This is a genomic window from Bacillus sp. PS196, from assembly GCF_037963555.1.
GTDB classification, from domain to species: Bacteria; Bacillota; Bacilli; order Bacillales; family Bacillaceae; genus Bacillus; species Bacillus subtilis.
This window is the reverse complement of the sequence record NZ_CP150159.1, coordinates 3,226,450-3,252,842: the sequence shown is the minus strand read 5'-3', so window position 1 is coordinate 3,252,842 and position 26,393 is coordinate 3,226,450. Positions and strand designations below refer to the sequence as shown.

Below are 26,393 nucleotides of genomic sequence, written 5' to 3'. Positions count from 1 at the left end.
CTGGATGGATACTGTGGCTAAAAAATAAACGTTTTTTTGGTTAATCTGTCAATGAACTATCATGTTGCTCCTTCTATAATGAAGTCACCATAGCGGCCAGAGGGGGGAGTACATGGAAAAGCAGAAGCTTTCAGTAAAAAACAGCATCACAGATTATATTGAATGGCTCGCCCAATACGGTGCGTCTGCGGATGGCGGCGTAACGAGGCTTTTATACACAAAAGAGTGGATGGACGCACAGCTTGCTGTGAAAACGGAAATGTCTTCTTTCGGGCTTGAAACAAGATTCGACGATGTCGGCAATGTGTTTGGAAGGCTTTCGGGCACCCAGTCTCCGGATGAAGTCATTGTAACCGGTTCACATATCGATACTGTCATCAATGGAGGAAAATACGACGGCGCCTATGGCGTTCTGGCGGCAATGCTCGCGTTAAAGCAGCTCAAGGAAACATACGGAGCGCCAAAAAAAACGCTCGAGGCGGTCTCCTTATGTGAGGAGGAAGGCAGCCGTTTTCCAATGACCTATTGGGGGTCGGGGAATATGACGGGTGTTTTTTCAGAACAAGATGCAAAAGAGCCAAGAGACGAGTCGGGAGTCTCGCTGCAACACGCGATGCATGAGAACGGTTTTGGCAAAGGTGTGTTTCAGGCAGCATATCGGACAGATATCAGCGCTTTTGTTGAGCTCCATATTGAACAGGGACAGACATTGGAAATGTCAGGACGGGATCTCGGGATTGTGACAAGCATTGCGGGGCAGAGGCGCTATCTCGTCACGCTGGAGGGGGAATGCAATCATGCGGGAACCACCTCCATGAAATGGCGCAAGGACCCGCTCGCAGCCAGCAGCCGTATCATTCATGAGCTGTTGCTGCGGTCGGAGGAGCTGCCGGATGAGCTCCGTCTGACATGCGGAAAAATAACGGCAGAGCCCAATGTAGCCAATGTCATACCGGGCCGCGTCCAGTTTTCAATCGATATTCGCCATCAGCATCAGCATGTGCTGGAACAGTTTCATCAAGACATGGTTGCTTTGATCAACGGCATTTGCCTACAAAAAGGAATTCGCGCTGTGATTGATGAATATATGCGGATAGAGCCTGTGCCGATGGACGAAAGGCTGAAGGCTGCGGCTTTTGAAACAGCATTAGAAAACGGCTTCAGCTGTGAGGAAATGGTGAGCGGAGCAGGGCATGACGCGCAAATGATCGGAAGGCGCTATCCTGCTTGTATGCTGTTTGTGCCGAGCCGAGGCGGCGTCAGCCACTCACCGAAGGAATATACGTCAGCCAGACAGCTTGAGATCGGCGTCCGCGCACTGACTGATTTATTATACAAACTGGCTTACTGATAAAGGAGGAATGGCTGTGTCAGGCAGAAGAGAATTATGCACCCCGTTAAGAACGATTATGACGCCGGGGCCTGTTGAGGTTGATCCGCGTGTATTAAGAGTAATGAGCACCCCGGTTGTCGGCCAATTTGATCCGGCGTTTACAGGTATTATGAATGAAACGATGGAGATGCTTCGGGAGCTGTTCCAAACAAAAAACCGCTGGGCATACCCGATTGACGGCACTTCACGGGCGGGAATTGAAGCAGTGCTGGCTAGTGTGATAGAGCCGGAAGATGATGTGCTCATTCCCATTTACGGCCGTTTCGGTTATTTGCTGACTGAAATCGCCGAGCGATATGGGGCAAATGTTCATATGCTGGAGTGCGAATGGGGAACGGTTTTTGACCCGGAGGACATCATACGGGAGATAAAAAAAGTGAAGCCGAAAATTGTGGCCATGGTGCATGGAGAAACATCGACAGGACGGATTCACCCGCTGAAAGCCATCGGCGAATCCTGCCGCACCGAGGATGCATTGTTTATCGTCGATGCAGTCGCAACGATTGGGGGCTGCGAGGTTAAAGTCGATGAATGGAAGATTGACGCTGCCATCGGCGGAACGCAAAAATGTTTGTCTGTGCCTTCAGGAATGGCGCCGATTACATATAATGAGCGGGTGGCGGACGTGATTGCAGCTCGCAAAAAGGTGGAACGCGGGATTGCGACACAAGCTGACAGGGCAGCACTTTCGGGAAATCGGCCAATTACAAGCAACTACTTTGATTTGAGCCAGCTTGAGGATTATTGGAGCGAAAGACGGCTCAATCATCATACAGAAGCGACGACGATGCTGTACGCCTTACGTGAGGGAGTCAGACTGGTGCTTGAAGAAGGTCTTGAGACGCGTTTCGAGCGGCATCGGCACCATGAAGCCGCATTAGCAGCAGGGATAAAGGCAATGGGGCTAAGATTGTTTGGAGATGACAGCTGCAAAATGCCTGTTGTCACCTGTGTCGAAATTCCCGGCGGCATTGACGGCGAGTCTGTTCGTGACATGCTGCTGGCACAATTCGGCATTGAAATCGCCAGCTCATTCGGCCCGCTTGCAGGGAAGATCTGGAGGATCGGCACGATGGGGTACAGCTGCAGAAAAGAAAACGTGCTATTCGTGCTTGCCGGGTTAGAGGCTGTGCTTCTCAGACATAACGCAGGAATCGAAGCAGGAAAAGCGCTCCAAGCAGCGCTGGATGTGTATGAAAACGCTGGCCGCCAGGCAGCGGTGTAAAGAAAAGCTTGCGGAACTCCGCAAGCTTTTTAACGATATGATTTCGTGTTTTCTCCAATCTGATTTTCTTCGTTTGACTCTTTTTACAAATCCTCTTTCTATGTGTTTCATTTTCTGACAAATCATGAGTCATTTTTTCTTCCATCGTCTATTCTTTATACAAGTTACCTATAAAATCACGCTGAACTAGTTGTTTCTCACGGCAATTTTCGAGAGGAGGATGCGGCATTGGGGAATTTTCACACGATGTTAGATGCGCTCCTGGAAGACCAGGAGGAGGCTGTACTGGCGACAATTGTTCAAGTTGAAGGCTCCGCGTATCGAAAAGCAGGCGCCTCTATGCTCTTTAAGAAAAAAGGCAGACGGATTGGCTTGCTGAGCGGCGGGTGTGTGGAAGAAGATGTATTCCAAAGAATCAGTGCGCTGGGCGATCAGCTCACATCAACGCTGATTCCCTACGACATGCGGTCGGAGGACGATCTTTCTTGGGGCATGGGAGCCGGGTGCAATGGCATTATTCATGTTCATGCAGAGCGAATCACTCAGGAAAAAAGGCGGCACTATGAGAAAGTGAGGGACTGCCTTCATTCAGGCAAAGCTGTCACTTCCGTTATAAAGATTGAATCCTCCCATTATTTATTTCTGACGGAGAACGGACATTTTGGGAACTGGCCGGACGCGCCTCTGCAAGATATTCAACGTACTGTTTCAACGCTTCATTTACCGCATTTCGATCAAACCACTAACATGTTTATTCAGCGAATTGAACCGAAGCCGCGTCTCATTCTGTTTGGGGCGGGACCGGATAATGTACCGCTGGCCAATTTGGCGGCTGAAACAGGGTTTTCTGTTATCGTGACGGATTGGCGGCCCGCTTATTGTACATCCTCTCTTTTTCCAAAAGCGGATCAGCTGATCACCGCTTTTCCGGAACAAATGCTTAGCGAATTTCAATTTTTTCCGCATGATGCAGCTGTTGTGGCAACCCATCATTATCAGCACGATCAAACGATCATCAACTTCTTATTTTCTCAAAACCTCCATTATATTGGACTGTTGGGTTCGGCAAACCGCACGAAACGGCTGCTGAACGGAAAACATCCCCCATCTCACTTTTACAGTCCGGTCGGGCTGAAAATCGGTGCGGAAGGTCCCGAGGAAATTGCGGTAAGTGTAGTTGCAGAAATTATTCAAACAAGAAAACGGCTGGCGGTTGTATGAGAAACCCCTATCTGATCGGCGTGTTTCTCGCTGCCGGCAAAAGCAGAAGAATGGGTCAAAACAAGCTGGCTTTGCCGCTAAAAGGAGAAAACATAGGCTCACTTTCCTTGAAAACTGCTCTGTCGTCCCGCCTTGATCACGTGCTGGTCGTCGAGCGGACAGAACATGCCTCCCTTGAGTGGATAGGAGCGCCGTATCACGCTCCGCCTTTTCAAAAACGCTGGAGCCTGCACGTTTGCCAAGACGCAGAAAAGGGTCAGGGGCATTCAGTCAGCAGCGGGGTGAGAAAAGCAGAAAGCATGGGGGCGGACGGCGTTGTCATTTTGTTAGCCGACCAGCCTCAGCTTTCCGTCGATCATCTCAATGCCCTTGTGGCTCTGGCTCCTGAGTCATTTGCCGTGTCATCGTTTTTAGGGGCGTTCACCCCGCCAATCTACTTCTCGTCGGCTTGTTTTCCTTATGTAAAGGGGTTAACGGGAGATGAAGGGGCTCGCAGGCTCCTGAAAAGCGGACAGCTTGGAGCAGGAGCGGTTTTGGAGCCAAAGGATAGCGGTGAGTTGGACGATATTGATACACCCGAGGAATATGACATGGTAAGGAGGGCGATGTCTTGAACGGCCAAGTGACAAAAGCAAGGATGAATATTCAATTATGGAGGCCGACAGCGCTTGATGAGGCCTATTCGCTTTTAGAGAAGCTTGCTTCGGATGTGTGTGCCGCATCGGGAAGCACGCTGCTTCAGCTTCAGTGGGACAAAGGAACTCTGCCGAAACAGCACCTTGTCAGCCTTGAAGGGATTGACGAGATGCGAGGGATCAGCGCCAGTGACACCCACGTGTCGATCGGGGCGCTCACATCACTGAATGAATGCAGAAAGAACCCTTTGATCAAGAGAGCGCTTGGCTGTTTCAGTGACGCTGCTTCCGCTGTCGCTGCACCGGGGATTCGCAGCCGTGCCACGATTGGCGGCAACATAGCGAGTAAAATCGGTGATTTCATTCCGCTTCTGCTTGTGCTTGGTGCTGAGCTTATCGTATATCAAAAGGAGCTAATCAGGCTGCCGCTTGGCGCTTGGCTCAGTGAGGAAGACTTTAGAACGGCTATCGTCACGCGTGTCATCATCCCGCGGGCGGAGGGAGAGCGTGTATTTTATCACAAGCTTGGAAGGCGCCAGGCTTTTACAGGAGCGGCTGCTGTTGCAGCTGGACGTTTTTTGAAAGACGGCAGCATTCGTCTCGCCGCTGGCCATGCCGATATCACTCCTAGGAGATTATTGGACAGCGAAGCGAAATGGATGGCACCAGGGTGGGACTCGCATGAGCTGTACAAAACACTTATCCATGAGCTGCCGTTTTCCTCAGATGCTTTTATGTCAGCGGCATACAGAAAAAAAGCCGCTGCCAACGTCATCATGGCAGAGCTGATGGCTGAGGGAGGGGAATAAATGATCATCAACAAACCGTCAAGGGTCAGGCCGGATGGAAGGGGTAAGGTTACAGGGGAATTGAAATATATGACCGATCTCAGCTTTCCGGGAATGCTGTATGGCAAGGTGCTGAGAAGTGCTTATCCTCATGCAGAGATTGTGTCGGTTTGCACCATAAAAGCTGAGAAAATGGAAGGCGTGCAAGCCATCGTCACGCATAAAGACGTTCCCGGCTTAAACCGATTTGGCATTGTCATCCCTGATCAGCCGGTTTTATGTGAGGACAGGGTGCGGTATGTCGGGGATGCGATCGCCGCAGTTGCTGCGGAAACGGAGGAAATCGCGGAAGCGGCGCTGGAGCTGATTCGAGTTGAGTATAAAGAGCTGGAAGTCATAGATTCACCAGAAAAAGCGCTTCGGCCGAATGCGCAAAGACTGCATGAGGACGGGAATATCCTGCACCGCACATTTTTTTCAAACGGCGATGTGGAAGAAGGGTTTCAAGCATCTGATACAGTCCTTGAAGAAACCTATGAGCTGCCGCGGCAGATGCATACGTATATGGAAACGGAGGGAGGCGTAGCCGTTCCGGAAGACGACGGGGGTTTTACGATGTATGCAGGAACTCAGCACGGCTATAAAGACCGTTTCCAGCTTGCCCGTATTTTTGATATTCCTGAAGAGAAGATCAGAATTGTGTCAAGTCCGATGGGCGGCTCGTTCGGAGGGAAGGATGAGCTGAATATTCAGCCGTATGCTGCGCTTTTGGCCCTGAAAAGCGGACGCCCTGTCAAAATCCATCAGACACGAAAGGAATCTGTACGTTCTGGCATTAAGCGCCATCCGATGAAGATTACGATAAAAACGGGTGCAGATCATTCGGGAAATCTATTGGCGCACGACGTGAAAATTGTGGCGGACACAGGCGCTTACGCCACGCTTGGGCCTGCCGTTCTAGATTTTTCTGTCGAGCATGCCGCGGGGCCGTACCGTATTCCGAATATCCGGACTGAAGGAATATCAGTATTTACGAACAACGGGGTGGCGGGTGAATTTCGAGGCTTTGGCGGCAACCAAATCACATTTGCACTCGAAACCCATCTCGATCGTCTCAGCGGCATGCTCGGCATCGACCCGCTGGAGCTGAGAAGAAAAAATATCAGAAAACCGCATGACTTGGGGCCGCTGGAGCATCGGATTGCATCGACTGACGGAGCGGCACAGGTGTTGAATGCCATATCTAAATCTCCCATTCTTAAAAAAACAAGCCGGAACTGCGGGTATCTGCAAAGAGGCACGGGAGCGGCAATTACAATGCACGGCGGCGGGCTGGGGTTTGGCCGAATGGATGCGGCAGGAGGCCGTTTGTCTCTTTCGAGTGAAGGCAAAATCACAGCATCATTTGGATTTGAAGAATGCGGACAGGGGATTCTAGCAGCGATTGAACAGATTGTCATGGAGGAGCTGGGTTGTGCCGCAGAGGATATTTCCATTGTTATTGGGGATACCGCAAAAGTGCCGAAGTCAGGCTCCTCCACAGCATCCCGCGGCACAAGCATGGTGTGGCACGCGATCCAGCGTTTGAAGAAGCCGTTTCTATCTCAGTTGAAAAAACGGGCGGCAGAATGGAGCGGCTGTTCAGCGGAAAACCTTATTCCCGGCGCTGCAGGCTTGCGTGACAAAAACACAAAGGCGCTCGTGGTGACGTATAAGGAGCTGGCTGAAAAAGGCCCTTTGGCAGAGGAAACGGCCTTTGACTTTCCAACAACGCCTGATCCTGTGGTGGGCGGCCATTTCCTCTACTCATTTGGAGCGGCTGCCGTTGAGGTGGAGGTAGATCTGTTAACAGGCGATGTCAAATTGATAGATTGTGAGCACGCTATTGCGGCAGGTCCGGTTGTCAGTCCGCAGGGATATCGAGGTCAAATTGAAGGCGGCGCTGCCATGGCACTCGGCTATACGCTGATGGAGGAAGCGAAAATGACGGACGGCCGTTATGCTGCGGAAAATCTCGATCACTATTTGATTCCCGGAATCAAAGATGTTCCTGACATGAAGCTGATTGCAATAGAAGACTTAATGAAGGGAGACGTATATGGACCGCGCGGTGTTGGTGAAATCGGAACAATCGCCATCACTCCGGCGATTGTAAAGGCAGTACATGATGCGGTCGGATGCTGGATAAACAAGCTGCCAATTTCAAGAGAAGAGTTGCTTGAAGCGATCGACAGAAAGGGGCTGAAGCAATGGACATAAAAGAGGCCGGGCCATTTCCTGTAAAAAAGGAACAGTTCCGGATGACCGTGAATGGTCAGGCGTGGGAGGTTGCTGCCGTTCCTACGACACATCTGAGTGACCTGCTTAGAAAGGAATTTCAGCTGACCGGGACAAAGGTGTCCTGCGGAATCGGCCGCTGCGGAGCCTGCTCTATTTTAATCGACGGAAAACTGGCCAATGCGTGCATGACGATGGCCTATCAAGCAGACGGCCATTCCATCACAACCATCGAGGGGCTTCAAAAAGAAGAGCTGGATATGTGTCAAACCGCTTTCCTGGAAGAAGGCGGCTTCCAATGCGGCTACTGTACGCCGGGAATGATCATTGCGCTTAAAGCATTGTTTCGGGAAACCCCTCAACCTTCTGACAAAGATATAGAAGAAGGGCTGGCGGGGAATTTGTGCCGGTGTACCGGGTATGGCGGGATTATGCGGTCAGCTTGCAGGATTAGAAGAGAGTTGAACGGAGGGAGACGGGAGTCCGGCTTTTAAAAGCCGGACTTTTTTAGCCTCAGTCAGACAGCGCGATCAAGACGCAGAAGCGTTGTGGGAAAACACACGATAAATCTCGTAGAACTTGACAGCTTCTGAATTACAAAAAGATTAGTGAGCACATAGCAAAGACGCCATAAAAACTTCTTATGGCGTCTGTACGGACAGGGAGGTGTTGGATACGGCGGAGGCAAGGAAAGTTAAACTTAATAATTAAAGATAGCTGCTCCAACAATGATCAACAAAATGAATAGCACCACGATCAAAGCGAAGGAGCTCCCGAAACCGTTTGAGTAACCAGAGTTTCCACTGTATCCACCAGAATTGTAGAATCCCATAATGTCACCTCCTTTAGTGGAGATAGTATAAGATATGCCAACGATTATTTTCGACATAGATTTAAGTCTAAAAAAGAAAAAATGAATATTTTGTCTAAAGGTGTAAGAGAGAACGCGTTATCAAAACTATTAAAAACGCAGCAATTGTCTTCAGAGTATTTTTTCGAGAAAAAACGCGGTCTGTTTATAGGATTGGAGAAGGGAGCTCGGCTGCTAAGAGCTGACTTATTAGTTTGAAACCTCGATTTATAAATGAAAGGACTACAGGGTATTTTTCTCGTAGGCAATTATCCTGAAAAATATAGGTGAATGTTTATTCTAGCTGTTGTTTCACTAAGTGTGGGGATCACTTCAAGTACTGTCCTAGGATCAAAAGTTAATTGAAGTGCAAAAAGAAGCCCGCCGGTGAGGCGGGCTTCCTTCTTAACTCCCCCTATACACCTGATAACCAAACGGCGACAGCAAGAGCGGGATATGATAATGTGCATCTGGATCTGCTAGCTGAAAACGGACGGTGACGATGGTTAAAAACGGCTGATCGGCTGCGTTCATGTTTTTACTCGCAAAATAGTCTCCTGCATGAAATTCCATCACATACTCTCCTGACATCAGCTCTTCACCAGCCAGCAGAGGGACATCGACCCTGCCGTCATTGTTAGTGTATACCTCTTTCATAATACTTTCGCCCAGCCGCTTCAATCCAATTTTTACGTTCGCCGCTGGTTTGCCGCAGGTTAAATCTAAAATATGGGTTGTCAGTTTTCCCATCAGGCTTTCAGGCTCCGACATTTTTCAGCGGCTTTCTGTTTTTCTTTCTCGGCGTCTTCTCTTGTCACGGTAAAATGTTGGAAACCGTATGGCGGGCGCGGTTCGGTGTAGACTTTTCCTTTTGAGCCCGGGATTTCTTCGACAACCGTATCCCACGTGTGATTTTGAGATTGGAAGCTGACATCAGTGAGCTGCGGGAACCTCGCTAATATTCTGCAGCCGATATGATAGATTAGGTTTTGGATTGAAGGGGTTTCGAGCTCGTGAAAAACGGTGCTCGCCAAGTCGCGGACTTGTTCAGCCGCAACGTAGCGGGCTGGATCAGAAGCGTATGAGTCATTTGTATTTTCATATTGCCAGCTGATGTTTAAATAGACAAACAGCGGGCGGTTGCCGTCTTCGGGGAGAGTCGTATATTCGTCCCGGATGAAGCCGACGAAGGAGTTGCCGCTCACCTTGACGAGCTGAAGATCCATGATTTCGCTGTATTGCTCGGTAATCGTTATGGTATTCCCGCTTCGTTCTGCTTTCAGCACAGAGCGGCTTCGTTCATTACGCGATCTTCTGAAGACGAGGCGGCTTGTGCTGAGATCTTTCTCCTCGTATGCAGGCATTGCTTCAAACGGAATGTCTTCGCCAGTCAGAGTGATCGTGTCCATATGAGAATAGGTATCTAAAAATCGGTGAGCTACATAGTGTAGGAACCCCTCGGTTGTCGTTCCTTCATAGGATGCGAGATGGCGCTGGATAAAGTTTTTCATTGAATCCGTTGCCACGACGAGAGTGTTGTCTCCGTCTGTAAATGATGGCAGGAAGGCTTCTCCGCCAATTTCGCATGTCACATCAACGCCGACAACGGTATTATCTCTTCCGGCAAAAGATGATTCCGGGATTTGCTTCACTCCAGTGAGCGGTTTTAAATACGTTCGGTATGCAAATACATTTCCTTTGCCATAAGACATGGTTCTTTTCATTTGCGTCTCTCCTTTTTCAGTGATGATGTCAGCCAGACGAAAGCGGGCGATTCGGTAAATTTCTATAAGGGCCTGCTGGAACTCCGTTTCTCGTTCGCTCTCAAGCCTTGCCAGCAGGGCTTGGTGAATGTCCTGTTTCGTCTTTCCCTTCACCGCTAAAATAAAAGGAAAGCCGAAGCGATCATAATAGTGTTCATTCAGCATGAGAAACTCCTCGTATTCCTGCTGTTCTAATTTGCCGAGCCCTGCGTTCTGCTGCTCTCGTACCGAGTCATCGCTCATTGTTTTCTTTGTTCCGAGCCGGGGATGCTTTTTGATTAAATCAAGCTGTGTCTCGCGATCCGCAGCTTTTACAATGCCAGTCATTTTGCGGTGAAGATCAGAAAGGGACGAAAACGGCCGTAGTGCTGCGGATCTCTCCGCAATCCATGAAGAGTGTTCAAAAATAGAGCCAAGTGTGTCTGTCAGTGTTTGTGTGTCCATTTGGTTCAGGTCATCCATTGTGAACATTGGCATCTTCCTTTACGTTTTTATGTCTGCGCCATTCGGCTGTTTGGTTTGAAAACAAGCGTGCAGTGCAATGGCCGTCAAACTGCCGATCACAATTCCGCTTCCTGCCAAGACAGAGGCCGCGCCCGGAAGAGATGAAAACAACGCGGGAACTGTTGTAGCGCCAAGCCCCAAGCTGACGGAAGAGGCGATAATCAGCAAGTTGCCTTGCGAATCAAGGTCAACGCTGGATAGCATTTTGATCCCGTAAGAAATGACCATGCCGAACATGACGATCATTGCGCCGCCGAGAACTGGGGTGGGGATCACTGTTGTCAGGGCCGCTGCTTTTGGAACCAGCCCGATCGCGACCAGTATGATTCCTGTGATGGCGATGACGTTGACACTTTTCATCTTTGAGAGCTGAACGATGCCGACATTCTGCGAGAAAGCTGTATAGGGAAACGCGTTAAATAAGCCGCCCAGCAAAATCGCAAGGCCTTCTGCCCGGTAGCCTTTTTCCAGATCCTTCTCCGACAGCCTGCGGTTTGTGATATCAGCGAGGGCAAAATAAACGCCTGTCGATTCAACGAGGCTGACAATCGCAACGAGAAGCATCGTGACAACAGCCGGCAGCTCAAAGGTTGGCGGTCCGAAATAAAACAGAGACGGAACATGAAGCCAAGACGCCTCCAAAACCTCAGAAAAATCGACCTTTCCCATGAAATATGCAGCCGCTGTTCCTGCGATAAGACCGAGTAAAATCGCTATGGAGCGGATAAAGCCTTTAAAGAAATAAAACAGCAATAAGATAAAAGCTGTGACGCCAAACCCGAGGAGCACGTTGTCGAGTGAGCAGAATTCTTTGCTTCCTTCACCTCCGGCCAGGTTATTCATTGCCGTTGGAATCAGGCTGATGCCGATGATCATGACGACTGATCCGGTTACGACAGGCGGAAAAAAACGGACAAGCTTCCCGAAGAAGCCCGCGGCTAAGACGACAATCAGTCCTGCGGCGATAATGGCACCATATATCGCTGGGACACCGTAAGTGCTTCCGATGGAAATCATCGGGCCGACTGCGGTAAACGTGCATCCGAGCACAACGGGAAGGCCGATGCCGAAATATCGGTTTCTCCAGAGCTGCAAAAGAGTTGCCGCCCCGCACATAAACAAATCAATCGCGATTAAATACGTCAGCTGCCCCGCATTCAGCCCGATCGCTGCTCCGACGATCAACGGAACGAGAATGGCTCCCGCATACATGGCAAGCATGTGCTGAAGCCCCAGCATCATTAGCTGTAAGGCATTGTGCTGTTCCTTCATCTTTTTTACACCTCTTTTTCTAATGCGAGTGTATGTTCTAATACCGGAAGTTCTGTTTGCTGTGCTGTTAATTCTTTTTTGTCGCGCAAGCTGAAAAATAGATTCAAAAAGATGGCGGTTAGGCTTCCGGTGATGGTGCCGTCACTGACCAGAATCCGGATCGGAGCGGGGAATTCAGCAAAAATCCCGGGGGCCGTGCTGGCGCCGATGCCGAGTGCGATTGAGCATGCGATGGTCAGGAGGTGGTATTGATTTTTGAGATCCGCTGTGCTGAGCATTTTGACGCCGGAGGCAATCACCATGCCGAACATGACGACGGTCGCGCCGCCAAGTACAGCAGCAGGAACGGCAGATGCAAGGGCGGCAATCTTCGGAATCAGTCCGAGACAGACAAGGATACAGCCTGCGGTAACGACGATGTTTCTTGTTTTCACTTTGGTCAGCTGCAATAAGCCGGCGTTTTGCGCAAAGGTATTATAAGGAAAGGCATTGAACAGCCCGCCGATGAGAATGGCGATTCCTTCCGCTCGATAGCCTTTGACGAGATCTTTGTCAGTTAAAGGTCTGCCGCATATCTTTCCGATTGCGTAAAAAACGCCGGTTGATTCCACAATAATGACGATTCCGACGATCAGCATCGTTAAGATCGGACCGATTTCAAACGCAGGGGCTCCGAAGTAAAAAGGCTTCGGGATTTGGAAGAACGGTGCTTCTGTAACAGAAGAAAAGCTGACTTTGCTCATGATCGCTGCTGCCGCTGTTCCGGCGGCGATGCCGATCAGAACGGATAGTGTTCGGGCAAATCCTTTGAGAAAGCGGTTGAGGACTAAGATCAGAACAAGGACACCGACAGAGAGAAGAAGGTTTTCGAGCGAACCGTATTCGGGGTTGGCGCTGCCGTTTATTTTTTCGCCGCCAGCCATATTTTTCACACCTGTTGGAACAAGTGAAAGGCCGATCAAGGTCACAACGGTACCTGTTACGACAGGAGGAAATAACACAGTCAGCTTGCCGAAAAAACGCGCAAACAAAAAGATGAACACACCGGCCGCAATGATGGAACCATAAATCGCGTGAATGCCGTAATTGCTGCCGATTGCAATCATTGGGGTGACGGCCACAAATGAACTGCCAAGCATGACGGGAAGCCCGATGCCGATGTATGTTCCGCGCAAGGTTTGCAAAAGCGTAGCGACGCCGCATGTTAACAGGTCAATCGCCAATAGGTAGGACAGCTGTTCAGTTGTTACATTCAGCGCCCTGCCGACAAGCAGGGGCACCAAAATCGCACCTGCATACATGGCGAGCACATGCTGCAGGCTAAGTGTAAACACCTTAAACGATCTTTTTTTCACTATAGTCCCTCCCTGTATGTGAACTTTAGTAACATAATATCGTTCCGGTCGAGGGGTGTCATTGGATACAGTAGCTGAAAAAGACAGGTGTGATTGCTGAAAGTGACGAAAAACGATTCGTTTTGTAAGAAAATGTAACAAACTTTAGCTGATCAGCCGCTGCATACGTAATGCAAGCCGCAAACGCATCGTTGTTTCAGGATCTTTTAAGCTTTTCCCCAGAAGCTCTTCGCATTTTTCAAGGCGGTATATGACCGTATTGCGATGAACGTACAGACGCTTTGCCGTCTCTGAAATTTGGCAGTGTGTCTCTAAATAGACGGAAAGCGTATGAAGCAGGCTTTGATCCTCCTGCTGTTTTTCAGCGAGGCTCTGAAGCGTGGAGTTGTAAAATTTCTTCAAATCCTCAACTGGGAGCAAGCGCAGAAGCTCAGGCACATCTTTGGCGTGATACACCTGGATAAATGCGGTGCTTCTTGACAAATGCCCCGATTGCAGAGCATCAGAAGCTTCTGTGAAAGCGTCGGGAACATCAATGAGCTTTTGGCAGATATTGCTGATGCCAAAGGACACGGTTCGTTTAAATTGAGCGCTGGCCTGTGTTTGAAACTGTTCTAAAAAGCTGATCACCGAGGCGTGCATTTCACTCCAGCTGTCTGTCGCCTCGATTAGAATAATGCCGACATTTCCTTTCATAAAGAAGTGAGGTGGAAACGGGAAGGCTGATAATTCACCTTCAAGAAATTCGAATACGCTGTCGGAAGCGAGCTGATTTTCTGTAAAGCTGATTGATTCGTCATTGCGATCGAGTTTGCCGGCGATGCACATGTATTTTTGATCCCAGCGCAGCTTGAATTCTTTCGCCCGGTTTTTGATTTCGTCATCTGAAGAAAAGGTCCGCTCAATAAAATTGTTGAAAAACTCATTGCGGGCCCGCCGGCTGAACTGCTTCAGCGCATTTTCCTTCAGCAGTTCAAAGGAAATGACGTTGGCCGCTTGTTCAATCGTGAGGATCAATCCTTTGTCGCCTGCCTGCACCATGTCGGGTATCAGCAGGTAGCCGCAGTTTTTTTCGTGATTATAAATAGGCAGGACAGAATATGTTTTCTGATCTGAGATTGTAGAGAAACAAGTGAAAAATGGCCCGGATACGGTATTCAGGGTGCCTTTCAGCTTTTCGGTCTCAACTGAAATCTGATGAGACGCAGACAGCATTTTGGCATGCTGGTCAAGCAGCAGCACGGGAAGCTGAAGGATGTCTGACACCTTTTTGAGGAGGGATTGCAGCCCCTTGCCGCTCATAATGTGGTTTGTGAATTTTTTGTGCGCGTAAATGGCTTGCTGCAGCTCGTTAGAACGCATATCGAGAATATGGCTGAGTGTGGCATTCACAATATCGCCGAGTCGGATGTGTTCCGGAAGCTCAATGATCGGAAACGCATATGAATCGGCCAGTTCGATGATTTCCTTCGGGATATCTTCCAGATAGCGCTTTGTTTTAATGCCGAGGCCCGCGCAGCCGCGTTTTGCCATTTGCCGAATCAGTTCAGATAATTGATGCGGGTGATCCTTCAGGTGATAGGCGGTGGTGACGAGCAATTCATTCTTATGCAAAAAGTCTGCGATATCCGGAGCGTCCATCATATTGACATGCTGAACCTCTCTTTCCCCTCCTGCTTTTCCAGCGATTAAATTGGCGTTTTCAAAAGCCGGTATTTTCATCACATCAAGAATATTCATAGCGCATTCTCCTTTTCTATAAAAACATTGGTTAAGGTGAATAATTTTCAATAGGAATTCTAGCGGTTTTGCTGATGTAATACGATCATAGTAGCAGTAAACTGTTGAAAATAGAACTGGTTGTGTTACATAAACTGACATGGAAAATCGTCATCCTGACATGGGGGGATCAATATGGCTTACGATATGGTGATAAAAGGTGCGAAGGCAGTTACGCCAGATGGCGTTATAGAAGCTGATATTGTAGTTCAAAACGGTGTCATTGCCGAGATAGGTTCTGACATTGAAGCAAGCGGGACGGAAATCATCCAGGCAGACGGGAAATACGTGTTTCCTGGTGTGATAGATTGCCATGTTCATTTTAATGAACCGGGCAGGGAGGATTGGGAGGGGTTTGAAACAGGTTCTCAAATGATGGCCGCAGGCGGTTGCACTACCTATTTTGATATGCCGCTCAACTGTATTCCATCAACCGTGACAGCAGAGCATCTTCTCGCAAAAGCTGAGCTAGGCAGGCAAAAATCTGCCGTGGATTTTGCGCTATGGGGCGGCCTTGTGCCAGGCCATATCGAGGACATCCGTCCGATGGCTGAAGCGGGAGCGATCGGGTTTAAAGCGTTTTTATCAAAGTCAGGCACTGATGAGTTCCGCTCTGTTGATGAACGGACATTGCTCAAAGGCATGGCAGAAATCGCGGCTGCAGGAAAAATCCTCGCTCTCCACGCGGAAAGCGACGCGATCACAAGCTACTTGCAGATGGTTTTGGCCAATAAAGGAAAGGTGGATGCGGATGCGTACGCCGCCTCCCGCCCGGAGGAAGCAGAAGTTGAAGCGGTGTATCGCACGATTCAGTATGCGAAGGTGACAGGCTGTCCGGTTCATTTTGTCCATATCAGCACGGCGAAAGCGGTCCGGCTGATCAGAGAGGCGAAACAGGAAGGTCTTGATGTTTCGGTTGAAACATGTCCGCATTATGTCTTGTTCAGCCATGACGATTTACGGCAAAGGGGCTCTGTCGCAAAATGCGCGCCTCCGCTCCGGTCACGGCAATCAAAAGAGACGCTGATCGAGACGCTCATTGCCGGGGACATTGACATGGTTTCCTCAGACCATTCCCCTTGCCGTCCATCCTTGAAGCGGGAGGATAACATGTTTTTATCATGGGGCGGAATCAGCGGCGGGCAGTTCACTTTATTAGGAATGCTGGAACTGGCGCTTGAGCATCAGATTCCATTTGAAACCATCGCAGAATGGACAGCGGCGGCCCCTGCAAAACGATTCGGCCTTCAGAAAAAAGGGCGGCTTGAGGCGGGGTGTGATGCAGATTTCGTGCTCGTCAGCATGGAGCCGTACACTGTTACAAGAGAATCGATGTTTGCAAAGCATAAAAAAAGCATTTACGAAGGACATACATTTCCCTGCAGCATTTCGGCCACTTACAGCAAAGGCCGGTGCGTGTACAATGATGGGGAAAAAGTCACTGAAATTGACGGAGCTCTGGTCGTTCCTTCGTAAGCCCGGCGGATTTTACCGCCGGGTTTTTTGATTTCCTCCGTTCTAGTTTTTAAAATCTCATCAACGTGGTATCTTTTTTTAAAAAGGAGGCGGAGGCAATGGAGCATGTCAAATACATACTTAAGCAATCCTGGTCGCGCCATTCGAGCTCTAAATGGACGGAAGAATGCCCGTCATGCGGCCAATGCGGCGTGACGGCATTGGTGATTCAAGACCATTTCGGCGGCACGATTTTCAAAACAAAAGTCGGTGAGAGCTGGCATTTTTACAACAGCATCAATGGTGTGATGTACGATTTTACGAGTGAGCAGTTTCAGGCGCCTATTGAATATCAGCATATTCCTTCCTCAAGAGAAGAGGCGTTTTTAGATACGAATGAGGAACAATATCAGCATCTTCGTTCTGCATTTTCCCGCCATATGAACAGCATTTCCGAGGAAACCTGAAAACACGTGTGATAAACTGGAAGAGAGGTGAATGAGTGTGATTTATATCGGACTGACGGGGTGGGGGGATCATGACAGCATCTATCCGCCGAAAACGGCCAGCCAGAAAAAATTGCAGGCCTATTCCTCCCATTTTCCGATCGTGGAATTAGACGCGAGCTTTTACGCGATTCAGCCGGCGCGCAATAATGAAAAGTGGGTGAAGGAAACGCCCGAAACCTTCCAATTTATCGTGAAAGCATATCAGGGCATGACAGGGCATCAGCGCGGCGAAATTCCCTTTGACTCAAAAGAGGAGATGTTTGATGCGTTTAAGGTGTCTTTAACGCCATATTTACATAGCAATAAGCTCGCCATGGTGCTGTTTCAATTTCCGCCGTGGTTTGACTGCAAGAAGGAGAATGTCGCCTATTTGAGATGGTGCAAGCACCAAATGGGAGATATTCCTTGCGCGCTTGAATTCAGAAACCGTTCCTGGTTCTCGCCGCCATTTTATGAGCAGACGCTTTCATTTATGAAAGCGGAAGGCTGGATTCACAGTGTCTGTGATGAACCGCAAATCGGAGAAGGCAGCGTTCCTACTGTGCTGCGCGCGACCGATGAAAACAAAACGCTCGTCAGGTTTCACGGACGCAACAAGCAGGGCTGGATGAAGCCTGATGGCGGGAAAAACTGGCGGGAGGTCAGGTACTTATACCGCTACAACCAACAGGAGCTGGAGGATTGGAAAAAGCACCTGAATGAATTGCAGCAGCAATGTAAGGATGTTTTTGTTCTGTTCAACAACAATTCCGGCGGTGACGCTGCGGATAATGGCAAGCAGATGCTTGAACTGCTTGATATCGAGTACAGCGGACTTGCTCCGAGACAGCTCGATTTATTTTAGAAAAGAGGTTTTTATTGATGTCGTTTGTGATTTTGGTCGTACTGGGATTAATCGCAGGTACGGTAGGAAGTCTGATCGGGCTTGGCGGCGGAATTGTCATTGTGCCGTCTCTGATGTTTTTAAGCACAGTGACGCAGCTGTTTCAGGATGTGACGCCGCAGGTTGCGATTGGAACTTCGCTTTTGGTCATTATTTTTACGGGCCTTTCTTCAACTTTGGCTTATATTAAATATAAAACAGTTGATTATAAGAGCGGACTCATTTTCTTTATCGGTTCGGGTCCCGGCAGCATGATCGGGGCTTACGTGTCAAAGCTGTTCAATTCAAACTCGTTTTCCGTTTGGTTTGGCATTTTTATGATTCTGATTTCATTATCCTTAATGCTGAAAGCGAAAGCCCGGCCAATCAACAAAGCGCACAAAGGAATTATCCGGACATTTCAGGATGATGCCGGTGAGCCTTATACGTACTCATATCAGGCCTCTGTCGGTATTGCCATTGCCTTTGTTGTCGGTTTTTTAGGCGGACTTTTCGGTATAGGCGGCGGATCACTGATGGTTCCGGCGATGATGCTGTTATTTCTGTTTCCGCCGAAGGTTGCGGTGGCAACGTCCATGTTTATTATTTTCCTGTCTTCTATGACAGGGTCTGTTTCACATATGATTTCCGGGCACGTCAATTGGCTGTACGCCCTCGCGCTTGTGCCCGGCGCTTGGTTCGGCGGAAAGCTTGGCGCCGCCATCAACAGAAAAATGCAGACGAAAACGATCGTTATGATCATGCGGATCGTATTGATTTTGATCGGCTGCCAGCTCATTTATGAAGGCATTTTCAGCTGAACGATTAGGGAGAGATATTATGAAGGAGAAGCTCCGCTTATATCATACAAATGATTTGCACAGCCATTTTGAAAACTGGCCGAAAATTGTAGATTATATCGAGCAGAAAAGAAAAGAGCATCAGTCAGACGGCGAAGAGACGCTCGTTTTTGATATTGGCGATCATCTTGATCGTTTTCAATTCGTGACAGAGGCAACATTCGGAAAAGCGAATGTCGATCTCTTAAACCGCCTTCACATTGATGGAGCGGCGATCGGAAATAACGAAGGGATTACGCTTCCGCATGAAGAGCTTGCTGCCTTATATGATCATGCTGAATTTCCTGTCATCGTCTCTAATCTGTTTGATAAAAATGGAAACCGTCCGTCCTGGGCGGTGCCTTACCATATCAAATCATTGAAAAACGATATGTCCATCGCTTTCTTAGGTGTAACTGTGCCGTATTATCCTGTATATGACAAGCTGGGATGGACAGTAACGGATGCCCTTGAAAGCATAAAGGAAACCATTCTGGAAGTGAAAGGGCAGGCTGATATTATCGTTCTGCTGTCACATTTAGGCATTCTTGATGATCAGGCAGTGGCTGAAGGGGTGCCTGAGATTGATGTAATCCTCGAATCACATACCCATCATTTGCTTGAAGATGGACAAGTGGTGAATGGGGTACTGCTGGCCAGCGCCGAGAAATACGGGCATTATGTCGGCTGTGTAGAAATCACGGTGGACAGCGTACAGCGAAGCATCATCAGCAAAACGGCTTCTGTGCAGAACATGGCGGAATGGACAGGAGAATCCGCAGAAACAAAAGCGTTTCTCAATGAAAAAGAACGTGAAGCCGAGGAGAAGCTGTCCGATGCCGTTGCAGAGCTTGCACAAGATGCTGAGGTGAAGTGGTTTGAAGAATCAGAGCTGCCTTTGCTTTTGGCATACGCCTTAAAGGAATGGTGCGAGACGGACATCAGTATGGTCAATTCAGGTGTCATTCTCGGTCCGCTTAAAGCAGGTCCTGTGACAAAGCTGGATCTGCACCGAATCTGTCCGCATCCGATCAACCCGGTGGCTGTCCGCCTGACGGGAGAAGAACTGAAGGAAACCATTGTCCATGCCGCTTCCGAACAAATGGAGCAGCTCCGGATCAAAGGACTCGGCTTCCGCGGAGAAGTGATGGGGAAAATGGTGTATGCCGGCGTTGAGGTAGAAACGAAACGGCTCGATGACGGGATCACCCATGTCACCCGCATCACGCTGAACGGGGAAGATATTGAAAAACATAAACAATACTCTGTTGCGGTGCTTGATATGTTCACGCTCGGCAAACTGTTTCCGTTGATTCGCGACGCTGCAGAAAAAGAATATTTTATGCCGGAATTTTTGCGGGATCTGCTTGCTTGGAAGCTTGCGCAATAAGGCAGTCAGCCCACAACAAGCTGTGCCCTTCATCATAAAGTGATGAATGAAGGGAGTGGTTGACGTGGTAAACCTGACACCGATCATGATAGAAGGACAGCCTTTTACAGCTGTGACAGTGAAACTTCCAAAAACGAATTTTATGGCCGTCGCCAATGATCACGGATACATTATGTGCGGCGCGCTTGATGTGGCGCTGCTGAATGAAAAATTAAAGGAGCGCGGCATCGTGGCGGGGCGGGCAGTTGGTGTCCGCACCATTGACCAGCTGTTAGACGCACCTTTAGAATCCGTCACGTACGCTGCGGAAGATCTTGGCATCAAAGTCGGCATGAGCGGCAGAGAAGCGCTTTTAAAAATGGTGAAATAAAATAAATTGGCCCCGGCTATTACTATGTCCCCTCTTACAAGCATACATTGTGATATGTAAGGGGGGATTTTCTTGCCAAGATATCGCGGCCCTTTTCGCAAGAGAGGACCTTTGCCTTTCCGTTACGTGATGCTCCTGTCAGTTGTCTTTTTTATCCTGTCAACAACGGTCAGCCTTTGGATGATCAATGGCTCGATCAAACCTGTTTTAATGGACATCGGCGAGATGGAAACGAAGCGTATAGCGACAGAGGTGATCCAGGATTCGATTGAGGACTATATGTCTGACAGTGAAAATATGAAAGATATGTTTCAAATGAATTCTGATGAAAACGGAAACTTAACGACAATCGATTTTAATACACAGGTTGTAAACAGTGTGAAAACAAAAGTGACAAAGCAGCTTCAGGCTCATTTGAAAGAGATGGAAACCCATACCGGACACAGCGGCGCCAGTGAAAACATTATGATCAACATTCCGCTGGGACAGGTAACCGGCAACAGCCTTCTTGGAAACCTCGGGCCGAAAATCCCGGTCCGGTTCAATTTAATCGGTGACGCTTTTACAGATGTCAAAACCAAAATCAAGCCGTATGGCATAAATAACGCACTTATTGATATCAGCATCTTTGTCGAAATTAAAGTGAAGGTCATCATTCCATTTGCCAGCAAAACCGCTGTCGTCACAAATAATGTTCCTGTATCGATTAAAGCAGTGCAGGGCGAAGTGCCGCAGTTTTATAATGGAAGCGGCGGCTCGGGTGTCACGCCTTCTGTCCAGCTTCCGAGCAGCAAAGAAAACGGTGCCGATTCAAAAAAAGAAAAAAGCAGCAAATAAGCCGCCTGTTGAAGAGGCGGCTTTTTGTTACTTCTTTTTTTGGTATTCATATCGCTCCCACGCCCTCAAATGCGGGTATGGATCAAATGACCATTCGGTTCTTCCGTTATCTTTGTACATGCCATAGTGCAGATGCGGCGGGAACTTCCCGGCGGTTCCCGGCGGGCCGTATCCGGAGCTGCCGACTGATCCGATCACTTGGCCAGGCTCAACGATTTGTCCTGTTTTAATCCCTTTGGCAAACCCATTGAGATGGGCAAAATAATGATACGTATTGTTAATGTCCCTGATGCCGATTCTCCATCCTCCGAAGCGGTTCCAGCCCTTCATTTCAACTACGCCGTAACATGTGGATTTGACAGGAAGGCCGTAATGGGCAAAGATATCCGTACCTTCATGAATCCGCCTTCCACCGAAGCCGCGGGCATCTCCCCACGTGCTTCGGTAGCTGTAATCGGTTCTGATCGGAAGCGGGAATGCATGCTCGCCCAGATCAATATGGCCGTAGGCTTTAAACAGCTTCATGAATTCAGATATAATCCCCACTGTCTGATCACGCCGGTAATAATTCCAAAGCCCGATCCGGATGTTGTCTTCATCTGTGCCATACGACAGTAAGTATTGGCTGAACGTATACAAGATATCTTCATCGTTGCTGACCTCGGCTTTCCCGTCTCCATCGCCATCCATTCCGATTCCGTCAAACACTTTAATGCTTAACGGCGCATCGTCTTTCGGATTCGGGTTTTCAGGCCCGCTCCAGATATCATCGGGTATATAGATGCTGATGATTCCCGCCTTTTCAGGCAGATCTTTCCGGTTGCTCCGCACGTTTTCTTCGTATTGATCAACAGCGGCGAGCGCATACCAAGGGATCTGCGTCACAGCTTCGATTTTATGATATAATTCCATCCGTTTCGACAGCACTGGATCTGAAAGTTTTTTTCCAGACGCAGAAGGCTCAAATGCAAACAAAAGGAGAAGAAGAGCGGATAACAAAACTTTCACAAAATAATCTCCTTTCATATTGAATACACATAGTTTGCGGCAACCCGGCTTAAAAATGTCAGTAATCATCTTCCCTTGTCGAGAAATTTTTCCTATGTTAAAGTGTCTAAAGAAAAGACTTTCTTTAGTTAGAAAAACATTATTTTTGTTGCAGAACTAAAACCTGCACCTTTCTCGTTTTCAGAATGTTTCGTGTCAGAAATTGAGTATATTGGATATTGGAGATGATGGGAATTGGCAAAGAAAGACGAACACCTCAGAAAGCCCGAATGGCTTAAAATTAAATTAAATACAAATGAAAACTATACAGGGCTCAAAAAACTCATGCGGGAAAACAACCTGCATACCGTATGCGAAGAAGCAAAGTGTCCGAATATTCATGAATGCTGGGCGGTCAGACGTACAGCGACATTTATGATTTTAGGTTCTGTTTGTACAAGAGCATGCCGTTTCTGTGCTGTCAAAACAGGCCTTCCAACTGAGCTTGATCTGCAAGAGCCGGAACGCGTAGCGGATTCAGTCGCGCTTATGAATTTGAAACACGCGGTCATTACGGCTGTTGCGCGTGACGATCAGAAAGATGGCGGGGCAGGCATTTTCGCGGAAACTGTCCGTGCGATCCGCAGAAAAAGCCCGTTCACAACAATTGAGGTGCTGCCGTCTGATATGGGCGGAAACTACGATAACCTAAAAACCTTGATGGATACACGCCCAGACATCCTGAATCACAATATCGAAACGGTTCGCCGCCTGACGCCAAGAGTCCGCGCGCGTGCGACGTATGACCGTTCATTGGAATTTTTGCGCCGTGCGAAGGAAATGCAGCCTGACATTCCGACAAAATCAAGTATCATGATCGGACTCGGCGAAACAAAAGAAGAGATTATTGAAGTAATGGACGACCTCTTGGCGAACAACGTGGATATTATGGCAATCGGCCAATATCTGCAGCCGACGAAGAAACACTTGAAAGTCCAAAAATACTACCATCCTGATGAATTTGCAGAATTAAAAGAAATCGCGATGCAAAAAGGCTTCAGCCATTGTGAAGCCGGTCCGCTTGTCCGTTCCTCTTACCATGCGGATGAACAAGTAAACGAAGCATCTAAAAAGCGTCAAGCACAAGCATAATGCCAAAACGCCAGATCATCTGGCGTTTTTGTCATTCCTATCGATTTTCATGTCCTGACGCGTTTCTCCATTGGCATTTTCATTCTCTGAGACAGGGCTTCCTTGCGGGGAGGTTTTCATTTCTTGAATCGTCCCCGACATGATCTCTCTAATATCCCTTGAACCAGAGCCGAGATTGCTGTAATTTTCGACGGATTGCATATGGTTTGGATTATCGGAAATATACACGTGATAGTATCGCGGTATCACAGAAGCCGCTGTTTTTTTCACCTGATCGGCGGTCAGCTCCCGGTTTTTAGAATCGGTTTTGTATACGACAAGCGCTTCTCGGTCAGTCACCAATGTCGCAGCATCTTGAATATGGGGGAGCTGAACCGTTAAACTTGATATCATGTGAGCGGTTTCTTCCCGGTTCATCACCGGCGTTTTCTGCTGTTCTCCGTCAAATTGTTCTTTTTGATAGCGGACATAGCCAAATTGTTCGTTCTCATTATGCCTGTTAAAAGCCTCGTTGCGGTCCGACACATGAATGGGTTTGGTTTGATTCTGCGTCTGATTCCGGACATTTTGGGCATTATCCAATCCTGCGCCTCCGCACCCGGATAATAGTCCGGTCAGCAGGCAGAGGCTGACAGCGGTTCGTTTCATTTATAAATCCCTCCTCATGTGTAGGGTAGCCAAATCGCATGATTTATTCTTTAGCAATTGATGGGGACGGGGCAATGAATTATGATAGGAATGAGTGAAAAAGAGGTGAGATCATGATTCTTATTCAAAATGCCGAATTTGAATTGGTGCACAATTTCAAAGACGGCTTCAACGAAGAGGCTTTTAAAGCCCGCTACTCCGATATATTAAATAAATACGATTATATTGTGGGAGACTGGGGATACGGTCAGCTAAGGCTCAAGGGCTTCTTTGACGACCAGAATCAAAAGGCAACCTTCGAAACGAAAATCAGCACATTAGATGAATATATTTACGAATACTGCAATTTCGGCTGTGCGTATTTTGTCTTGAAACGGATCAGAAAATAAATATACACAAAGGGGATGCTGTCATGTATTTTGTTGACAGAAGCAAAATCGAGAAAACACTAGGGTTCTTCGAGCACCAGCTGGCGCTATTTGACTCACAAACAGACTGGCAGTCTGAAATCGGGGAATTGGCACTTCAGCGTATAGGCCATCTGTTAATCGAATGCATTTTGGATACAGGCAATGACATGATTGACGGCTTTATTATGCGGGACCCGGGCAGCTATGACGACATTATGGATATACTTGTTGATGAGAAAGTTGTCACGGAAAAAGAGGGTGATGAGCTCAAAAAATTGATCGCCTACCGCAAAACGTTGGTTCAACAGTATCTGCTCGCTGACAGCGGCGAGCTTTACAGGCTGATCAAGGCGCATCAAACAGCTCTTCAGGACTTCCCGAAACGGATCAGAAGCTATTTGGAAACAGAGCTAGGACCTGTTTCTGCGTTTAAATAACAACTGGAAAGCCACAGGAGTGTTGGATATGAAAACATATAAAGGGTATTTAATTGATTTAGACGGAACAATGTACAATGGCACGGAAAAAATCGAGGAGGCGTGTGAATTTGTCAGAACGCTGAAAGATCGCGGCGTTCCTTATCTTTTCGTGACAAACAACTCTTCGCGCACACCGAAGCAGGTAGCGGACAAGCTCGTGTCTTTTGATATTCCGGCAACAGAAGAGCAGGTCTTCACGACCAGCATGGCAACTGCCCAGCACATTGCACAGCAGAAAAAAGACGCGTCTGTGTATGTGATTGGGGAGGAAGGAATCCGCCAGGCGATTGAAGAAAACGGCCTGACATTTGGCGGAGAAAACGCGGACTTTGTCGTTGTTGGCATCGACCGTTCCATTACATACGAAAAATTTGCTGTCGGCTGCCTGGCAATCAGAAATGGCGCCCGCTTTATTTCCACTAACGGAGATATTGCGATTCCGACTGAAAGAGGCCTTCTGCCGGGAAACGGCTCACTGACATCGGTGTTAACCGTATCTACAGGTGTACAGCCTGTATTTATCGGCAAGCCGGAATCAATTATTATGGAGCAGGCGATGCGCGTTCTCGGCACTGATATGTCTGAAACACTCATGGTCGGCGACAACTACGCCACTGATATTATGGCCGGCATTAACGCGGGTATGGATACGCTGCTCGTTCACACAGGCGTAACGAAAAGAGAACATATGACAGACGATATGGAAAAACCGACTCACGCCATTGACTCTCTGACTGAATGGATTCCATACATTTGAAAAAAGGGCGCCCTAAAAGGGTGCCCTTATTCTGTATGCCGCGCGCGGTGAGCAAGTCTGCTTGAAGCCGCGGCGGAAATCGCTCCGACGATGTCATCTAAAAAGGTATGGCATTCACCGGTTGATTTATCATTCAATCGTTTAAGGATTCCGGGTTTTTCTTTGTCGATGTAACCGTAGTTCGTAAACCCGATCGATCCGTAAATGTTCACAATGGAAAATGCCAGAACTTCATCTACTCCATATAGGCTTTCATCTATTTCCAGCATCGTTTGCAGCGGTTCAGACAGTTTTTTCTGCTCAGCAAGAACATCCAATTCAATGCCCGTTAAAATCGCGTTTTGCACCTCGCGTTTTGCGAGAACACGATTGACGTTCAGCGTGCATTCATCAATGGTTAAATCCGGATGATATTTTTTCTGCAGAAAAAAGACAAGCTCGGCAATGTCTGATACCTCAACGCCGCGCTCCTTCATCCGTGCTCTTGCTTTAGCTTCCATCTGACTGAATTGTTCGTTTTCTGACATCAGCTTCACCCAATCTTTTTTACTAGTTTATACAAAATGCTTGAGAAGTTTACGACTTTTTCTTGCGCCTTCTTCGGATTAAAATATGTATTCATAATTCCGGCTGTGT

27 protein-coding genes are annotated in these 26,393 nt (G+C 48.2%); 18 read left to right on the top strand and 9 right to left on the bottom strand.

Annotated elements, in window-relative coordinates; genetic code table 11:
- Positions 1–112: 112 nt before the first annotated feature.
- The 7 genes from allC to pucE all read left to right on the top strand — a co-directional run bounded on the left by allC (position 113) and on the right by pucE (position 8,033).
- Positions 113–1,351, top strand: a complete 1,239-nt coding sequence (gene allC / locus NST79_RS16955; RefSeq protein WP_212060784.1) for an allantoate deiminase — start codon at positions 113–115, stop codon at positions 1,349–1,351.
- Between the two features lie 16 nt (positions 1,352–1,367).
- Entirely contained in the window at positions 1,368–2,618 is a 1,251-nt protein-coding gene (gene pucG, locus NST79_RS16950; protein WP_106073420.1) for a (S)-ureidoglycine--glyoxylate transaminase, read from the top strand.
- 228 nt (positions 2,619–2,846) lie between these two features.
- The gene (locus tag NST79_RS16945; RefSeq protein ID WP_212060782.1) at positions 2,847–3,839 is read left to right on the top strand and encodes an XdhC family protein; all 993 of its coding nucleotides are present in this window, start codon (positions 2,847–2,849) and stop codon (positions 3,837–3,839) included.
- Positions 3,836–4,453 (top strand): xanthine dehydrogenase accessory protein PucB, encoded by a 618-nt coding sequence (pucB, locus tag NST79_RS16940; RefSeq protein ID WP_212060780.1) that lies wholly within the window; start codon positions 3,836–3,838, stop codon positions 4,451–4,453. Before NST79_RS16945 ends, pucB begins: the two co-directional genes overlap by 4 nt.
- Positions 4,450–5,283 (top strand): xanthine dehydrogenase subunit C, encoded by an 834-nt coding sequence (pucC, locus tag NST79_RS16935; RefSeq protein ID WP_212060778.1) that lies wholly within the window; start codon positions 4,450–4,452, stop codon positions 5,281–5,283. The genes pucB and pucC overlap by 4 nt, the downstream gene beginning before the upstream one ends.
- Positions 5,284–7,521 carry a xanthine dehydrogenase subunit D gene (gene pucD / locus NST79_RS16930; protein ID WP_212060777.1) on the top strand — a complete coding sequence of 746 codons (2,238 nt, stop codon included), beginning with the start codon at positions 5,284–5,286 and terminating at the stop codon, positions 7,519–7,521.
- Positions 7,512–8,033, top strand: a complete 522-nt coding sequence (gene pucE, locus NST79_RS16925) for a xanthine dehydrogenase subunit E (protein WP_003243276.1) — start codon at positions 7,512–7,514, stop codon at positions 8,031–8,033. Before pucD ends, pucE begins: the two co-directional genes overlap by 10 nt.
- Before the next feature lie 206 nt (positions 8,034–8,239).
- On the opposite strand, the gene yuzJ is transcribed toward pucE, so the two are convergent.
- From yuzJ to pucR, 6 genes are all read right to left on the bottom strand, one after another.
- Positions 8,240–8,371 (bottom strand): YhzE/YjcZ family sporulation protein YuzJ, encoded by a 132-nt coding sequence (gene yuzJ / locus NST79_RS16920; protein ID WP_009968115.1) that lies wholly within the window; start codon positions 8,369–8,371, stop codon positions 8,240–8,242.
- Between the two features lie 423 nt (positions 8,372–8,794).
- Complete coding sequence (gene uraH / locus NST79_RS16915; RefSeq protein ID WP_003244132.1) at positions 8,795–9,139, bottom strand: hydroxyisourate hydrolase; 345 nt, start codon at positions 9,137–9,139, stop codon at positions 8,795–8,797.
- Entirely contained in the window at positions 9,139–10,623 is a 1,485-nt protein-coding gene (gene pucL / locus NST79_RS16910) for a factor-independent urate hydroxylase (protein ID WP_080529756.1), read from the bottom strand. The genes uraH and pucL overlap by 1 nt, the downstream gene beginning before the upstream one ends.
- A 12-nt stretch (positions 10,624–10,635) precedes the next feature.
- The gene (gene pucK, locus NST79_RS16905; protein WP_212060775.1) at positions 10,636–11,928 is read right to left on the bottom strand and encodes a nucleobase:cation symporter-2 family protein; all 1,293 of its coding nucleotides are present in this window, start codon (positions 11,926–11,928) and stop codon (positions 10,636–10,638) included.
- Positions 11,929–11,933: 5 nt separating this feature from the next.
- Positions 11,934–13,283, bottom strand: a complete 1,350-nt coding sequence (gene pucJ, locus NST79_RS16900; RefSeq protein ID WP_212060773.1) for a uric acid permease PucJ — start codon at positions 13,281–13,283, stop codon at positions 11,934–11,936.
- Positions 13,284–13,427: 144 nt separating this feature from the next.
- Positions 13,428–15,023 (bottom strand): PucR family transcriptional regulator, encoded by a 1,596-nt coding sequence (gene pucR, locus NST79_RS16895; RefSeq protein ID WP_212060771.1) that lies wholly within the window; start codon positions 15,021–15,023, stop codon positions 13,428–13,430.
- Positions 15,024–15,197: 174 nt separating this feature from the next.
- On the opposite strand from pucR, the gene NST79_RS16890 reads away from it, so the two are divergent.
- From NST79_RS16890 to yunB, 7 genes are all read left to right on the top strand, one after another.
- Positions 15,198–16,538, top strand: coding sequence for an allantoinase (locus NST79_RS16890; protein ID WP_003243112.1), 1,341 nt, complete (start codon positions 15,198–15,200; stop codon positions 16,536–16,538).
- A gap of 98 nt (positions 16,539–16,636) precedes the next feature.
- On the top strand, positions 16,637–16,984 hold the full coding sequence (locus NST79_RS16885) for a hypothetical protein (protein ID WP_015714653.1): 348 nt from the start codon (positions 16,637–16,639) through the stop codon (positions 16,982–16,984).
- 37 nt (positions 16,985–17,021) lie between these two features.
- The gene (locus NST79_RS16880) at positions 17,022–17,870 is read left to right on the top strand and encodes a DUF72 domain-containing protein (RefSeq protein WP_003243895.1); all 849 of its coding nucleotides are present in this window, start codon (positions 17,022–17,024) and stop codon (positions 17,868–17,870) included.
- A gap of 17 nt (positions 17,871–17,887) precedes the next feature.
- Positions 17,888–18,709 (top strand): sulfite exporter TauE/SafE family protein, encoded by an 822-nt coding sequence (locus NST79_RS16875; protein WP_003228670.1) that lies wholly within the window; start codon positions 17,888–17,890, stop codon positions 18,707–18,709.
- Positions 18,710–18,728: 19 nt separating this feature from the next.
- Positions 18,729–20,117 carry a bifunctional UDP-sugar hydrolase/5'-nucleotidase gene (locus tag NST79_RS16870; RefSeq protein WP_212060762.1) on the top strand — a complete coding sequence of 463 codons (1,389 nt, stop codon included), beginning with the start codon at positions 18,729–18,731 and terminating at the stop codon, positions 20,115–20,117.
- Between the two features lie 64 nt (positions 20,118–20,181).
- The gene (locus NST79_RS16865; protein WP_019712942.1) at positions 20,182–20,487 is read left to right on the top strand and encodes a YunC family protein; all 306 of its coding nucleotides are present in this window, start codon (positions 20,182–20,184) and stop codon (positions 20,485–20,487) included.
- A gap of 72 nt (positions 20,488–20,559) precedes the next feature.
- Entirely contained in the window at positions 20,560–21,324 is a 765-nt protein-coding gene (yunB, locus tag NST79_RS16860; protein WP_009968113.1) for a sporulation protein YunB, read from the top strand.
- A 27-nt stretch (positions 21,325–21,351) separates the two neighbouring features.
- Here yunB and lytH read toward each other — a convergent pair whose 3' ends face one another.
- Positions 21,352–22,332, bottom strand: a complete 981-nt coding sequence (lytH, locus tag NST79_RS16855) for an L-Ala--D-Glu endopeptidase (RefSeq protein WP_003243462.1) — start codon at positions 22,330–22,332, stop codon at positions 21,352–21,354.
- A gap of 234 nt (positions 22,333–22,566) precedes the next feature.
- Between lytH and lipA the strand changes: the two genes are divergently transcribed.
- On the top strand, positions 22,567–23,463 hold the full coding sequence (lipA, locus tag NST79_RS16850; protein ID WP_003222888.1) for a lipoyl synthase: 897 nt from the start codon (positions 22,567–22,569) through the stop codon (positions 23,461–23,463).
- Positions 23,464–23,478: 15 nt separating this feature from the next.
- On the opposite strand, the gene NST79_RS16845 is transcribed toward lipA, so the two are convergent.
- Positions 23,479–24,111 carry a YhcN/YlaJ family sporulation lipoprotein gene (locus tag NST79_RS16845; RefSeq protein ID WP_003243821.1) on the bottom strand — a complete coding sequence of 211 codons (633 nt, stop codon included), beginning with the start codon at positions 24,109–24,111 and terminating at the stop codon, positions 23,479–23,481.
- Positions 24,112–24,224: 113 nt separating this feature from the next.
- Between NST79_RS16845 and NST79_RS16840 the strand changes: the two genes are divergently transcribed.
- From NST79_RS16840 to nucF, 3 genes are read left to right on the top strand one after another with little or no spacing between them, the layout of a single operon-like run.
- On the top strand, positions 24,225–24,500 hold the full coding sequence (locus tag NST79_RS16840) for a YutD family protein (protein WP_003228682.1): 276 nt from the start codon (positions 24,225–24,227) through the stop codon (positions 24,498–24,500).
- A gap of 23 nt (positions 24,501–24,523) precedes the next feature.
- A complete protein-coding gene (locus NST79_RS16835; RefSeq protein ID WP_003228684.1) occupies positions 24,524–24,958 on the top strand; it encodes a DUF86 domain-containing protein in 435 nt (144 codons plus the stop codon).
- A 28-nt stretch (positions 24,959–24,986) separates the two neighbouring features.
- Positions 24,987–25,757 carry a 5' nucleotidase NucF gene (nucF, locus tag NST79_RS16830; protein WP_043858611.1) on the top strand — a complete coding sequence of 257 codons (771 nt, stop codon included), beginning with the start codon at positions 24,987–24,989 and terminating at the stop codon, positions 25,755–25,757.
- A 26-nt stretch (positions 25,758–25,783) separates the two neighbouring features.
- Here nucF and NST79_RS16825 read toward each other — a convergent pair whose 3' ends face one another.
- Positions 25,784–26,284: a phosphatidylglycerophosphatase A gene (locus NST79_RS16825; protein WP_003243814.1), complete on the bottom strand. Its 501-nt coding sequence runs from the start codon at positions 26,282–26,284 to the stop codon at positions 25,784–25,786.
- Positions 26,285–26,393 lie beyond the last annotated feature (109 nt).

Coding starts and splice junctions, on each gene's coding strand:
- NST79_RS16870 (WP_212060762.1), top strand. CDS start 18,729: ATGAAGGAGAAGCTCCGCTTATATCATACAAATGATTTGCACAGCCAT.
- pucB (WP_212060780.1), top strand. CDS start 3,836: ATGAGAAACCCCTATCTGATCGGCGTGTTTCTCGCTGCCGGCAAAAGC.
- pucE (WP_003243276.1), top strand. CDS start 7,512: ATGGACATAAAAGAGGCCGGGCCATTTCCTGTAAAAAAGGAACAGTTC.
- pucD (WP_212060777.1), top strand. CDS start 5,284: ATGATCATCAACAAACCGTCAAGGGTCAGGCCGGATGGAAGGGGTAAG.
- NST79_RS16875 (WP_003228670.1), top strand. CDS start 17,888: ATGTCGTTTGTGATTTTGGTCGTACTGGGATTAATCGCAGGTACGGTA.
- NST79_RS16890 (WP_003243112.1), top strand. CDS start 15,198: ATGGCTTACGATATGGTGATAAAAGGTGCGAAGGCAGTTACGCCAGAT.
- pucR (WP_212060771.1), bottom strand. CDS start 15,023: ATGAATATTCTTGATGTGATGAAAATACCGGCTTTTGAAAACGCCAAT.
- NST79_RS16885 (WP_015714653.1), top strand. CDS start 16,637: ATGGAGCATGTCAAATACATACTTAAGCAATCCTGGTCGCGCCATTCG.
- pucK (WP_212060775.1), bottom strand. CDS start 11,928: ATGAAGGAACAGCACAATGCCTTACAGCTAATGATGCTGGGGCTTCAG.
- NST79_RS16840 (WP_003228682.1), top strand. CDS start 24,225: ATGATTCTTATTCAAAATGCCGAATTTGAATTGGTGCACAATTTCAAA.
- allC (WP_212060784.1), top strand. CDS start 113: ATGGAAAAGCAGAAGCTTTCAGTAAAAAACAGCATCACAGATTATATT.
- uraH (WP_003244132.1), bottom strand. CDS start 9,139: ATGGGAAAACTGACAACCCATATTTTAGATTTAACCTGCGGCAAACCA.
- NST79_RS16845 (WP_003243821.1), bottom strand. CDS start 24,111: ATGAAACGAACCGCTGTCAGCCTCTGCCTGCTGACCGGACTATTATCC.
- pucL (WP_080529756.1), bottom strand. CDS start 10,623: ATGTTCACAATGGATGACCTGAACCAAATGGACACACAAACACTGACA.
- NST79_RS16835 (WP_003228684.1), top strand. CDS start 24,524: ATGTATTTTGTTGACAGAAGCAAAATCGAGAAAACACTAGGGTTCTTC.
- yuzJ (WP_009968115.1), bottom strand. CDS start 8,371: ATGGGATTCTACAATTCTGGTGGATACAGTGGAAACTCTGGTTACTCA.
- NST79_RS16825 (WP_003243814.1), bottom strand. CDS start 26,284: ATGTCAGAAAACGAACAATTCAGTCAGATGGAAGCTAAAGCAAGAGCA.
- nucF (WP_043858611.1), top strand. CDS start 24,987: ATGAAAACATATAAAGGGTATTTAATTGATTTAGACGGAACAATGTAC.